Annotated in this window: 11 protein-coding genes; 10 read left to right on the top strand and 1 reads right to left on the bottom strand. The window is 45.0% G+C overall.

Going from position 1 to position 13,086, the window contains the following annotated elements:
- Window positions 1–81: 81 nt before the first annotated feature.
- The 8 genes from M3226_RS13635 to M3226_RS13600 all read left to right on the top strand — a co-directional run bounded on the left by M3226_RS13635 (window position 82) and on the right by M3226_RS13600 (window position 10,640).
- Window positions 82–933 carry a 3-hydroxybutyryl-CoA dehydrogenase gene (locus tag M3226_RS13635; protein WP_251566225.1) on the top strand — a complete coding sequence of 284 codons (852 nt, stop codon included), beginning with the start codon at window positions 82–84 and terminating at the stop codon, window positions 931–933.
- Window positions 934–1,079: 146 nt separating this feature from the next.
- Window positions 1,080–2,210, top strand: a complete 1,131-nt coding sequence (locus tag M3226_RS13630) for an acyl-CoA dehydrogenase (protein WP_251566223.1) — start codon at window positions 1,080–1,082, stop codon at window positions 2,208–2,210.
- A 164-nt stretch (window positions 2,211–2,374) separates the two neighbouring features.
- Window positions 2,375–3,514, top strand: a complete 1,140-nt coding sequence (locus tag M3226_RS13625; RefSeq protein ID WP_251566221.1) for an acyl-CoA dehydrogenase — start codon at window positions 2,375–2,377, stop codon at window positions 3,512–3,514.
- Window positions 3,515–3,529: 15 nt separating this feature from the next.
- Window positions 3,530–4,186, top strand: a complete 657-nt coding sequence (locus M3226_RS13620; RefSeq protein WP_251566218.1) for a TetR/AcrR family transcriptional regulator — start codon at window positions 3,530–3,532, stop codon at window positions 4,184–4,186.
- 49 nt (window positions 4,187–4,235) lie between these two features.
- On the top strand, window positions 4,236–7,484 hold the full coding sequence (icmF, locus tag M3226_RS13615; RefSeq protein WP_251566216.1) for a fused isobutyryl-CoA mutase/GTPase IcmF: 3,249 nt from the start codon (window positions 4,236–4,238) through the stop codon (window positions 7,482–7,484).
- A gap of 229 nt (window positions 7,485–7,713) precedes the next feature.
- A complete protein-coding gene (locus tag M3226_RS13610) occupies window positions 7,714–7,887 on the top strand; it encodes a hypothetical protein (RefSeq protein WP_251566214.1) in 174 nt (57 codons plus the stop codon).
- Between the two features lie 228 nt (window positions 7,888–8,115).
- Entirely contained in the window at window positions 8,116–8,715 is a 600-nt protein-coding gene (rpoE, locus tag M3226_RS13605; RefSeq protein WP_251566411.1) for a DNA-directed RNA polymerase subunit delta, read from the top strand.
- A gap of 329 nt (window positions 8,716–9,044) precedes the next feature.
- Window positions 9,045–10,640, top strand: a complete 1,596-nt coding sequence (locus M3226_RS13600) for a CTP synthase (RefSeq protein ID WP_251566212.1) — start codon at window positions 9,045–9,047, stop codon at window positions 10,638–10,640.
- 206 nt (window positions 10,641–10,846) lie between these two features.
- Here M3226_RS13600 and M3226_RS13595 read toward each other — a convergent pair whose 3' ends face one another.
- Window positions 10,847–11,380 carry a DUF2529 domain-containing protein gene (locus tag M3226_RS13595; RefSeq protein WP_251566210.1) on the bottom strand — a complete coding sequence of 178 codons (534 nt, stop codon included), beginning with the start codon at window positions 11,378–11,380 and terminating at the stop codon, window positions 10,847–10,849.
- Between the two features lie 170 nt (window positions 11,381–11,550).
- Between M3226_RS13595 and M3226_RS13590 the strand changes: the two genes are divergently transcribed.
- Entirely contained in the window at window positions 11,551–11,922 is a 372-nt protein-coding gene (locus M3226_RS13590; RefSeq protein WP_098527748.1) for a response regulator, read from the top strand.
- A gap of 225 nt (window positions 11,923–12,147) precedes the next feature.
- On the top strand, window positions 12,148–13,002 hold the full coding sequence (locus M3226_RS13585) for a class II fructose-bisphosphate aldolase (RefSeq protein ID WP_251566208.1): 855 nt from the start codon (window positions 12,148–12,150) through the stop codon (window positions 13,000–13,002).
- Window positions 13,003–13,086 lie beyond the last annotated feature (84 nt).

Here is a 13,086-nt window from a genome sequence, read left to right as displayed (position 1 = left end):
GGCGAAAACCGCCTCTTTTCTGCTGTTATTTTTAATATGGAGGCCGGGGCAAAGGTCCGGCCATAAATTGGAGGGAAAACAATGAACGTTTCAAAGGTGATGGTAATTGGCGCAGGGCAAATGGGCTCCGGTATCGCCCAGGTTTGTGCCCAGGCCGGATATAAAGTGGTATTGAATGACTTAAAAGCGGAATTCGTAGAACGAGGGCTAGGAATCATCCAGAAAAATCTCACCCGCAACGTCGACAAAGGCCGAATGACGGAAGAACAAAAGCAGGAAATAGTAGCAAGACTAACCACATCAACCGATCTCAACGACGCTAGCAGTGTTGACCTGGTCATCGAAGCGGCTGTTGAAAACATGGAAATCAAGACAAATATCTTTTCGCAGCTAGACAAAATCACTCCAGCACATACCATCCTTGCAAGCAACACCTCATCATTGCCGATCACAGAAATCGCTGCGGCCACCAACCGTCCGGAAAAGGTAATCGGCATGCACTTTATGAATCCAGTCCCAGTTATGAAACTAGTCGAAATTATCCGCGGCCTGGCAACAGCCGATGAAGTCTATCAGGTGATTGAAGATATGACCAAGACTTTGGGCAAAGTGCCGGTCGAAGTAAATGACTTCCCTGGCTTTGTTTCGAACCGCATCCTGATGCCGATGATTAACGAAGCCATTTACACGCTTTACGAGGGCGTTGCCACAAAAGAAGCCATTGATGAAGTGATGAAGCTTGGCATGAATCACCCAATGGGGCCGTTAACGTTAGCTGATTTTATCGGTTTAGATACATGTTTATACATTATGGAAACACTTCATGAAGGCTTTGGCGATGATAAATACCGTCCATGCCCGCTTTTGCGTAAATATGTGAAAGCTGGCTGGCTCGGTAAGAAATCAGGGCGCGGTTTTTACAGCTATGAATAAAATAGAAAAACGGAAGCGCCTTGAACAGGGGCGCTGGAGCTGGACAATTAAACAAAACCAGGTGGATTACGCCGCTATTACATAATCGAAGATTCCCCTGGCACAAAGCATCCGAAATATTCATCCTCAGGAAGGGGAAACATATTATGAATCTATCGTTTACAGAAGAGCAAGAAATGATGCGGAAAATGGTTCGTGATTTTGCTCAGAAGGAAATCACACCCTTTATCGAAAAAATGGAAAAAGGGGAATTTCCTCGTAAAATCCTTCGTAAGATGGGTGAACTTGGCCTGATGGGGATACCGGTTCCTGAAAAATACGGCGGAGCGGGGATGGATTTTACCTCTTACATTATTGCGATTCATGAGCTGTCAAAAGTAAGCGCTACAGTCGGAGTGATCCTGTCTGTGCATACCTCGGTATGCACAAACCCAATATTGTATTTCGGAACAGAGGAACAAAAGCAAAAGTATATACCCAAGCTAGCTTCGGGCGAATATTTGGGGGCCTTTTGTTTAACCGAGCCAAGCTCTGGGTCGGATGCGGCCAGTTTAAAAACGCGGGCGGTGAAAAAGGGTGACCATTACGTACTGAATGGCTCCAAGGTGTTTATCACAAACGGCGGTGAGGCCGATGTGTATATTGTCTTTGCCACCACGGATCTAGCCCTTGGTACAAAAGGGATTGCTGCCTTTATCGTAGAAAAAAACACCACTGGTTTTATCGTTGGTAAGGATGAGAAGAAAATGGGGCTGCACGGCTCAAAAACGGTCCAGCTAACCTTTGAGGACTTGCATGTCCCAGCGGAGAACATGCTTGGCCAAGAGGGTGAAGGTTTTAGAATAGCGATGGCAAACCTAGATGTCGGCCGGATTGGCATCGCCACCCAAGCTCTCGGAATTGCCGAAGCAGCAGTTGAAGCAGCCACCGCCTACGCGAAGGAACGCCGTCAATTTGGAAAGCCAATTGCGGTACAACAGGGGATTGCCTTTAAGCTGGCTGATATGGCGACAAGTGTGGAGGCGGCAAAGCTATTAGTCTATCGGGCGGCTGATTTGCGGAGCAGGGGTTTGAAGTGCACGTTAGAGGCGTCGATGGCGAAGTTGTTTACGACGCGGACAGCAGTAGAAGTGACAACAGAGGCCATTCAGGTCTTTGGCGGATACGGTTATACGGAGGACTATCCGGTCGAGCGCTACTTCCGCGATGCTAAGGTGACGGAGATTTATGAGGGCACGAGTGAGATTCAGCGGATTGTGATTAGTAAACATCTATGATTTAGGCGGAGAGACGCTACTATATCTAAAAATTTGTTTATATAGTCGTTTTATTTGTTAATAAATCAAAATTTGTTCATATGTCCGCACTTTTTGTTACTATATCGAAAAATTTGTTAATAAAGCCAAAGAATCAGCCCCAAATGGGGAGAGGAGGCATTAAAATGCAATTTAAGTTGTCTGAAGAGCATGAAATGATTCGTAAAATGGTTCGGGATTTTGCGCGCAACGAGGTGGCACCGACAGCAGCGGAGCGTGATGAAGAAGAACGCTTCGACCGGGAAATTTTTGACAAAATGGCGGAGCTGGGCTTAACAGGGATTCCTTGGCCAGAAGAGTATGGCGGGATTGGCAGCGATTTTCTTGCCTATTGTATCGCTGTTGAGGAGCTTTCCCGCGTTGATGCCTCAACAGGTGTGCTTTTATCCGCGCACACCTCACTTGCTGGCTGGCCAATCTATAAATTTGGCAGCGAGGAGCAAAAGCAAACCTATCTCCGTCCTATGGCAGAGGGTACAAAAATCGGTGCATACGGCCTAACAGAGCCTGGCAGTGGTTCAGATGCCGGGGGAATGAGAACAACCGCCCGACTAGAAGGCGACCACTACGTCTTAAATGGATCAAAAATTTTCATTACGAATGGCGGCGTGGCCGACATCTATGTCGTCTTTGCCTTAACCGACCCAGCCAACAAGCAAAAAGGAACGACCGCCTTCATTATCGAAAGCGATTTCCCAGGCTTTTCCGTTGGTAAAAAAGAAAAGAAATTGGGGATTCGTTCCTCACCGACAACAGAAATTATTTTTGAAGATTGTAAGGTTCCTATAAAAAACCGTCTGGGCCAAGAGGGTGAAGGCTTTAAAATCGCGATGATGACGCTTGACGGCGGCCGCAATGGCATCGCTGCCCAAGCCGTTGGTATTGCTCAAGGCGCTCTTGATGCAGCCGTTGACTATGCGCGCGAACGCCAGCAATTTGGCAAGCCGATTGTCGCTAACCAAGGTATTTCCTTTAAGCTGGCCGATATGGCTACAAATATTGAAGCGGCAAGACTATTAACCTATCAAGCGGCCTGGCTCGAGTCGAATGGCTTACCGTACGGGAAAGAGTCAGCGATGTCGAAACTCTTTGCCGGCGATACGGCGATGAAGGTGACAACCGAAGCGGTTCAAGTGTTTGGCGGTTATGGCTATACAAAAGACTATCCGGTTGAACGCTTCATGCGCGATGCGAAGATCACGCAGATTTACGAAGGTACACAGGAAATTCAACGTCTCGTGATTTCGAGAATGATAACAAAATAAAGGCGGTAACAGGGGATGGAAAAAAGAGAAGTTCAGGCCTCTGTCAAAGATGAGCGTCTTGTACAAAAAAGGCGCGATCAGATGATTAAAGGGGCGGTAGCACTTTTTAAACAAAAGGGGTTTCACCGGACAACAACGAGGGAAATCGCTAAAGCAGCCGGATTCAGCATCGGCACACTCTATGAATACATTCGGACAAAAGAGGACGTCCTTTACCTGGTTTGTGATAGCATCTATGATCATGTCAGTGAACGGCTTCAAGAAGATTTGGCTGTAGAAAAAGGGACATTGGAAAGCTTGAAGCTTGGAATCGCCGATTTTTTCCAGGTCATGGATGAAATGCAGGCAGAAGTGCTTGTCATGTATCAGGAAGTGAAGTCGCTTTCCAAGGATGCCCTGCCATATGTACTAAAAAAGGAAATGGAAATGGTCGCGATGTTTGAGGAGCTGTTGACCCGCTGTGTCGAGAACGGGGAATTGAAATTAACACAAAAACAGGTTGAACTCGTTGCCCATAATATTTTCGTTCAGGGGCAAATGTGGGGATTTCGCCGCTGGGCGTTAAGAAAGCTGTTTACGCTTGAGGAGTATATTACGATGCAGACAGAGGTCCTATTAGCAGGCATCCAGACCGGGGTCTCGGGGGCCGTAACAGTTCCGCAAAAGGGTTAATCAATGGCCAGTGCTAGTGTACGTTCATTTTTCCAAAAGGGGGAGCACAATGGGGAACTATCAGCCACGGCATCATATCCGCTTTGTGACGGCGTCGAGCCTATTTGACGGTCATGATGCTTCAATTAATATTATGAGACGGATTCTGCAGGCGAGCGGGGCGGAGGTGATTCACCTTGGCCACAATCGTTCGGTCGAGGAGGTTGTCAACGCTGCCATTCAGGAAGATGTCCAGGGGATTGCGATTTCGTCGTACCAAGGCGGGCATGTCGAGTACTTTAAATACATGTATGACTTGTTAAAGGAAAAGGGTGCGCCGCATATTCGGATTTATGGCGGCGGGGGCGGCGTCATTATCCCGCGGGAATTAGATGAGCTGCATGCCTACGGGATTGCCCGGCTGTTTTCGCCGGAGGACGGGCGGACGCTTGGACTGCAGGGGATGATTGACCTGATGATTCAGGAATGTGATTTTTCGACGCTGACTCCTGATGTCAGTGAGCAGATTGCCAAACTGCCGACAGGTGACGTTAATGTTATTGCCAAGCTGATCACCTTAGCAGAGCTTCATGTAGATAAAAGGAATGAGGCGGCGGCTACAGCTGAACAGGTGCTTGAACAGGTAAAGTCACTCGAGAAAGGGATTCCTGTTGTCGGGATCACGGGTACGGGCGGTGCAGGGAAAAGTTCGCTAACCGACGAGTTGATTCGCCGCTTTATTAATGAATTTCCTGGGAAAAAGGTGGCGATTCTTTCCGTCGACCCAACCAAACAAAAGACGGGCGGCGCGCTGTTGGGCGACCGAATCCGCATGAACGCCATTTTCTCACCGAATGTGTATATGCGCAGTCTTGCGACACGGTCTTCTAAAAGTGAATTATCGCTCGCAATTAAGGATGCGGTTGCGGTCACAAAGGCGGCGGGATTTGATCTTGTGATTGTTGAAACGAGCGGCATCGGGCAGGGGGATGCCGAAATCACTGAGGTTTGTGATGTGTCGATGTATGTGATGACGAGTGAGTTTGGCGCGCCATCACAGCTGGAAAAAATCGATATGCTCGACTTTGCTGATTTGATTGTTATCAATAAATTTGAGCGCAAGGGCTCGGAGGATGCGAAGCGTCAGGTGCAGAAGCAATACCAGCGCAACCATATGCTGTTTGAGAGAGAACTGGATGAAATGCCGGTATACGGCACCATTGCCAGTCAGTTTAATGACCCGGGGACGAATGCCTTGTTCGCGGCGCTAGTGGAAGTGATCAATGAAAAAGCAGGAACCGATTGGGTGACGTCGTTTAGCAAAGATACTGTAGTTGAAAAGCAAAATGTGATTATTCCGACGGACCGGCGTTATTATTTACGAGAGATCACCGAAACGGTACGCGGCTATCACCGCAAGGCCGAAGCTCAGGCCAATATTGCCCGGAAATTATTTCAGCTTGAGGGTGCAATGGAAGCGGTGAAGGACCAGCCGGAAGTTTTTGCTGCTTTAGAAGCAGTCAAGCAGGAAACGGAGTCGCAGTTGACGCCGGAATCCCGGAAAATTCTTGCGTCATGGGAACAGACTAAGGCAGCTTATTCGGGGGATAAATTTGTTACGCGCATTCGAGATAAAGAGATTATAACGGTGTTAAAGTCGAAAAGTTTATCAGGCCTTGATATTCCGAAGGTGGTTCTGCCTAAGTATAAAGATTACGGGGAGATTTTGCGCTGGGTGTACCGGGAGAATATCCCAGGTTCGTTCCCATATACGGCAGGGGTGTTTCCTTTTAAGCGTGAGGGAGAGGATCCAAAACGCCAGTTTGCCGGTGAAGGGACACCGGAACGGACGAACCGCCGCTTCCACTATCTATCAAAGGATGATGCGGCAAAGCGTTTAAGTACGGCATTTGATTCAGTGACACTGTACGGGGAAGATCCTGATTACCGTCCAGATATATTTGGAAAGGTCGGCGAGAGTGGGGTCAGTGTTTGTACGTTGGATGATATGAAAAAACTGTATGCCGGTTTTGATTTATGTCATCCGTCAACATCCGTTTCGATGACGATTAATGGACCGGCGCCGATTATTTTAGCAATGTTTATGAATACGGCAATTGATCAGCAGGTCCAGAAGAGGGAAGCAGAGCTTGGCAGGTGCTTGACGGTAGAGGAGTTTGCTGAGGTTCGCGCCTATACACTGCGGACGGTACGTGGGACGGTGCAGGCGGATATCTTAAAAGAAGATCAAGGACAGAATACGTGTATTTTTTCAACAGAGTTTGCGTTGCGGATGATGGGGGATATTCAGCAATATTTCATTGACCATCAAGTCCGCAATTATTATTCTGTGTCGATTAGCGGTTATCATATTGCTGAAGCGGGTGCTAATCCGATTTCACAGCTGGCGTTTACGCTTTCGAACGGCTTTACGTATGTGGAGTATTATTTGAGCCGCGGCATGAAGATTGATGATTTTGCGCCAAATCTGTCGTTCTTTTTCTCAAATGGCTTGGATCCGGAGTATACGGTGATCGGCCGGGTGGCACGGAGGATTTGGGCAACTGTGATGCGTGATAAGTATGGGGCAAATGAGCGCAGTCAAAAGCTGAAGTATCATGTTCAGACCTCAGGACGGTCGCTGCACGCCCAGGAAATCGACTTTAATGATATCCGGACGACACTGCAGGCGTTAATGGCGCTCCATGATAACTGTAATTCCCTTCATACAAATGCCTATGATGAGGCGATTACGACGCCGACTGAAGAATCCGTTCGACGGGCGATGGCGATTCAGATGATTATTACCAAGGAGCATGGGTTAACGAAAAATGAGAATCCGCTTCAAGGTTCGTTTATTGTCGAGGAGCTGACCGACTTAGTGGAAGAGGCGGTGCTTCAGGAGTTTGACCGCTTGAATGACCGCGGCGGTGTGCTCGGTTCAATGGAGACCCAGTATCAGCGCGGAAAGATTCAGGACGAATCGATGTATTATGAAATGAAGAAGCATACCGGGGAACTGCCGATTATTGGTGTCAATACGTATTTGAATCCGAATCCGCCGTCTGTGGAAGAGGTGAATAATATGGAAATAGCTAGGGCATCGAAAGAGGAGAAGGAATTGCAGATTCATAATTTGCGTGCTTTCCAAGAAGCCCATTCGAGCGAAACGGCGGCTGCTTTAAATCGTTTGAAGACTGCAGCCGTGAATCATGGTAATATTTTCGCAGAACTAATGGAAACCGTTAAAGTAGCAAGCCTCGGGCAGATCACAAGGGCGTTATACGAAGTCGGGGGACAGTATCGTCGGAATATGTAACAAGAAATGTGAAAGCGCCTTGACCTAGGCGCTGTAGCTAAATAATTTTCAAAGTTTCAACTTTGCTAGAGGTAGAAACGGTGAAGGCACCATGTGAACATGGTGCCTTTTAACTCTTGTCTACTTTTGTGGTAAAATATTTTTGCTTAATAATATTAAATTCTTCTCTTATCTTATATAATCATACTAGCATTCCAACTTTGAAGTTTTTTTACAGGCAGGTGTTCAGATGAAGAGTCGTCACATAATCGGTATTTTAATTATTTTCGCCTGGCCATTACACTATCTTTATGAACTTCAACTAGGTGCTGTATCGTTCCTGCTCCTAGCAATCTTCTTTTTATATATTTCCATTAAAGAGATGAAAAGGCTGAAGAATGAGAAATCTCAAAAGGGGGATTAATCCACCCCAGCAAAAAATCAACTGAAACTATCGGCTTGCACTAGCATAAACACCAAGAATTTGTTTATAATGAAGAATATGCAAAAATTTAGAAGTGTGGAAAGTGTAATTTCCACGCAGGAGCTTGACAGTTATCCGAATTCAACTATTTTTTTCATACATAGAATCCTAACTGTCCTGACCGACTCAAAAGCTATGAGCGTTAAATAGAGAAAGGAAGTGCCAATAGTGAGTTTAGCACAATACTCAAAAGAGGAATTGAAAGAGTTTTCCCTCATGGAAATGGCTTATGAATATTTAAAAAATAGCAAGCAGCCTATCTCCTTTCATGAATTAGTGAACGAGATTAAAGCAGCAGCTGATATATCGGATGAAGAAATTCGTTCTCGCCTGGCACAATTTTATACAGATATTAACATCGACGGCCGTTTTCTTTCATTAGGAGAAAACCGCTGGGGACTTCGCGTTTGGTATCCGGTTGATACGGCTGAAGAAGAGGTTATCACGGCTGTGAAACCGAAGAAGAAAAAGGCGAAGAAGGTTGTTGAAGAAGACGAACTTGAAGATTTCGATGAGGTTGATGATGAGGATTATGATGATCTTGACGACTTTGTCGATGATGAAGACGATCTTCTTGACGATGACGATGACGACGACGACTTAGATGATCTGGATGATGTCGATGAATTCGACGACGACGATGAAGTCCTTGCCGATGATGAGGATGAGGAATTTGAGCTTGATGAAGCCGAAGTTCTTGACGATGATCTAGATGAAGAGGACGAAGAAGAAGAACCATTTGACGAAGATGTAGATAAAGACTTGTAAGTTTGATTAAAGCAGAGACGTTTACCTTTTGGTTGGAGTAAGAAAACGGCTTGACTTTTTATTAAAGCAACGGTATTATCTTTTTTGGGCTCCTTTTAAAAGGACGAATCAATATAACTAATATGCGCTCCCCTCGCAAGCAGCGAGTAAGGAGCGCTTTTTATTTTTATGGGAAGCTTTACCGCCAGATTAAGGCGCTTGAAGCTATCTTAAAAAAACTCCCACACAAGGAGTTTTTTCGTTTTTGGAGCAATAAGGAAATAAATTTTAAAAAAATATCCTTAAACAACCTGAATAATGCACAAACTGTAATAGAGGAGGACTATTTTATGACAAAGTATATTTTTGTTACCGGTGGTGTGGTGTCATCACTTGGAAAAGGGATTACCGCAGCTTCTTTAGGGCGTTTATTGAAAAATCGAGGTTTAAATGTAACGATCCAGAAATTTGATCCGTACATTAACGTGGACCCAGGGACCATGAGCCCTTACCAGCATGGTGAAGTTTTCGTAACCGACGATGGTGCGGAAACGGATTTGGACCTTGGCCACTATGAGCGCTTTATCGACATTAATTTGAACAAGTACTCAAACGTAACAACAGGGAAAATCTATTCAACTGTCCTAAGAAAAGAGCGCCGCGGCGATTATTTAGGAGCAACCGTTCAGGTTATTCCACATATTACTAATGAGATCAAAGAGCGCTGCTTCCGGGCTGGCAAAGAAACCAATGCAGATGTCGTGATTACTGAAATTGGCGGAACGGTTGGGGATATCGAATCACTGCCATTCCTAGAGGCGATTCGTCAAATTAAAAGTGATATTGGCAGTAAAAATGTGATGTACATTCACTGTACGCTGATTCCGTACATAAAGGCAGCCGGTGAAATGAAGACGAAGCCAACCCAGCATAGCGTGAAGGAACTGCGCAGCCTTGGGATTCAGCCAAATATTATTGTCGTAAGAACAGAATACCCTGTTTCGCAGGATATGAAGGATAAACTTGCCTTGTTCTGTGATATTGATGCGAAAGCGGTCATCGAATGCCGCGATGCAGATACCCTTTATTCCATTCCACTTGCCTTACAAGATCAAAACATGGACCAAATTGTTTGCGATCACTTGGAGTTAGATACGCAGGCAGCGGAAATGACGGAGTGGACAGCACTTGTTGATCGGGTTCTAAACCTTTCGGGTAAAGTCCGTATCGGTCTTGTTGGTAAATATGTTGAACTTCAGGATGCCTACATTTCGGTTGTGGAAGCAATGAAGCATGCGGGTTACGCATTTGATACAGATGTAGACATTAAGTGGATTAATTCTGAAGATGTGACTCGTGAAAATGTGGCAGAACTTCTTAGTGATGTTGATGGTATCCTTGTGCCAGGCGGATTTGGCGACCGTGGGATTGAAGGGAAAATTGAAGCAACCCGCTATGCGCGTGAGCAGAAGAAGCCATTCCTTGGTATCTGTTTAGGTATGCAGCTGGCAACGATTGAGTATGCCCGCAATGTACTAGGGTATGCTGATGCACATTCAGCAGAATTCCTGCCTGAAACGAAACATCCGATTATTGACCTTCTTCCAGAGCAGAAGGATGTCGAAGATTTGGGCGGTACTTTACGTTTAGGCCTTTATCCTTGCCGACTTGTTGAAGGGACAAAAGCGTTTGAAGCTTATGAGGATGAAGTGGTATATGAGCGCCACCGTCACCGTTATGAGTTTAACAATTTCTATCGTCAAGAAATGGAAGCAGCCGGGTTTATCTTCTCAGGGACAAGTCCTGACGGCCGGTTAGTGGAAATTATTGAGTTGAAAGATCACCCATGGTTTGTGGCGTCACAGTTCCATCCGGAATTTGTGTCAAGACCAACGCGCCCACAGCCGTTGTTCCGTGACTTTATTAAAGCTTCTATTCAAAAATAATATTGTTTTATGGCCAGTTCCTTGTTTGCGGACTGGCTTTTATTTTGTAATAAATTGGAAAAATGGCCAATTCTGCTGGAAAATGAGCCAATGATCCGGCGAAATCAGCCATTGCTGCTCAAAAATTGGCCAATCACCTCCAAAAATCAGCCAATCCCACCAAAAAATCAGCCAATCAAAAAAATAGGACCCACCAAGGCCCTATTTTACTCTTCATATTCCGCTAAAATCTCATCAATCGTGAATTTTAGGCCGTGATAGACAAACAAAGCGGCCATCCCAGCTGGATAACCGTAGCGGTTGCCAGCCTCATCAGGAAGCAGCCCTTTTGTTAACCGCAAATCAATATGGACATCCGCTAATTGTGATACATCCTCATCAGAGGGCTCGGTCACAGTTGAAACCGCCACAAAGGGGATCATTTTTTCACGGAGCAAATGTGCAAGCACGAGCGCTGCGCGGTCATTTGAAAAACGGGAAAACAGCAGGACGCGGTCTGCATCGGTAAGGTTGTTTAAATCAGCATCCTGCTGCAACAATTTAGCACTCCGTAATGTCTCCGCACCGCTTAATGCCTCGTATTCCACCGCCTTCATTTCATGTGCACCCCAAATATAAATCGAACCGTCACCTGCTGGTGCTTGAGCAAGCAGGCGGGCACCATCCTCAAACGAAAACTCGTCTTTTTCTGCAATTTTTTTAAAAATACCCGTTAATTGGGTTGTAAACATTTTTAACATAGTAACCCTCCTTGTACGCTATCTATTATAAGCTTTTTCCCGCGTGTAACCAAAAACAACTGTAAAATAACAAATAAATGCAAAACTTTAGGCAGGATATTTATTTCCAGAGGTAGAAATATAACAAGTAAAAGAAGTCTAAATAGAAAGCTAAGGAAGAGGTGGAGTTTATGAAAGAGAAAATTTTAATTGTCGACGATCAATTTGGCATTCGCATCTTGCTAAATGAAGTGTTCCAAAAAGAAGGGTATCAAACATTTCAGGCTGCAAATGGAGTCCAAGCACTTGAGATCGTGACAAATCATCAACCCGATCTTGTCCTCTTGGATATGAAAATTCCGGGTATGGACGGTATCGAGATTTTAAAACGAATGAAAGTTATCGAGCCAGAGATTCGCGTCATCATCATGACCGCCTATGGTGAATTGGATATGATTCAAGAAGCCAAAGACCTTGGTGCTCTAACCCATTTTGCAAAACCATTTGATATTGACGATATTCGTGCGGCAGTTCGCAAACATATACCGCAAAAAACCAACTAAAAATCGAAAAAACGTAGAATTACCAATGGGTGCGCTTTCATTGTGACAGTTTCAAAAAACATGCTCGAATTATGGCATTTCCTCCTTTCTTTTGTTATGATACATATGACTTTAACAGGCTGTATATCATTTTTGATTTATACATAATCGGCAAATCGAAGGGAAAACCTTTTATGGAAGACCCTGTTTAAAATGATATTCAACCTAATATAAGGAGGAAGAGAAATGCCTTTAGTATCAATGAAAGACATGCTTAACAAGGCGAAAGCGGAAGGCTACGCTGTCGGTCAATTCAACATTAATAACTTAGAATTTACACAAGCCATTCTTCAAGCTGCTCAAGAAGAGAATTCACCTGTAATCCTTGGTGTCTCTGAAGGCGCTGGCCGTTACATCGGCGGGTTCAAAACTGTTGTGAAAATGGTAGAAGGCTTAATGGAAGATTATAAAATTACTGTACCAGTGGCAATTCACCTTGACCACGGTTCAAGCTTTGAAAAATGTAAAGAAGCCATCGACGCAGGTTTTACATCTGTCATGATTGACGCTTCACACCACCCATTTGAAGAAAACGTTGAAATTACTAAAAAGGTAGTAGAATACGCTCATTCAAAAGGTGTTTCAGTTGAAGCTGAACTAGGAACAGTTGGCGGACAAGAAGATGACGTTTCTGGAAGCATTATCTATGCTAACCCCGAAGAATGCGTTGAGCTTGTGAAACGCACAGGTATCGATTGTTTAGCTCCTGCATTAGGTTCAGTACATGGTCCTTACAAAGGTGAACCAAACCTTGGTTTCAAAGAAATGGAAGAAATCGGCAACCTTACTGGTATGCCACTAGTATTACACGGTGGTACTGGAATCCCAACAAAGGACATCCAGCGTTCAGTTTCACTTGGAACTGCAAAAATCAACGTTAACACTGAAAACCAAATTGCTTCTGCGAGAACAGTTCGTGAAGTATTAGCGGCAAAACCTAATGAATACGATCCACGTAAATACTTAGGCCCAGCTCGCGATGCTATCAAAGAAACGGTTATTGGCAAAATGCGCGAATTCGGTTCAGCAGGCAAAGCTTAAGTCCTTCTGACTTCCCTGAGCGAAACCTTTAAAAAAGAAAACCGTCCTTCCTAAGGGCGGTTTATATTTAAGGCGATTAATCAG

The organism is Neobacillus cucumis (genome assembly GCF_023715505.1).
The sequence above is the reverse complement of the archived record's forward strand: the minus strand, read 5'-3'. Positions and strand labels throughout refer to the sequence as shown.

Coding starts and splice junctions, on each gene's coding strand:
- M3226_RS13635 (WP_251566225.1), top strand. CDS start 82: ATGAACGTTTCAAAGGTGATGGTAATTGGCGCAGGGCAAATGGGCTCC.
- M3226_RS13630 (WP_251566223.1), top strand. CDS start 1,080: ATGAATCTATCGTTTACAGAAGAGCAAGAAATGATGCGGAAAATGGTT.
- M3226_RS13625 (WP_251566221.1), top strand. CDS start 2,375: ATGCAATTTAAGTTGTCTGAAGAGCATGAAATGATTCGTAAAATGGTT.
- M3226_RS13620 (WP_251566218.1), top strand. CDS start 3,530: ATGGAAAAAAGAGAAGTTCAGGCCTCTGTCAAAGATGAGCGTCTTGTA.
- icmF (WP_251566216.1), top strand. CDS start 4,236: ATGGGGAACTATCAGCCACGGCATCATATCCGCTTTGTGACGGCGTCG.
- M3226_RS13610 (WP_251566214.1), top strand. CDS start 7,714: ATGAAGAGTCGTCACATAATCGGTATTTTAATTATTTTCGCCTGGCCA.
- M3226_RS13600 (WP_251566212.1), top strand. CDS start 9,045: ATGACAAAGTATATTTTTGTTACCGGTGGTGTGGTGTCATCACTTGGA.
- M3226_RS13595 (WP_251566210.1), bottom strand. CDS start 11,380: ATGTTAAAAATGTTTACAACCCAATTAACGGGTATTTTTAAAAAAATT.
- M3226_RS13590 (WP_098527748.1), top strand. CDS start 11,551: ATGAAAGAGAAAATTTTAATTGTCGACGATCAATTTGGCATTCGCATC.
- M3226_RS13585 (WP_251566208.1), top strand. CDS start 12,148: ATGCCTTTAGTATCAATGAAAGACATGCTTAACAAGGCGAAAGCGGAA.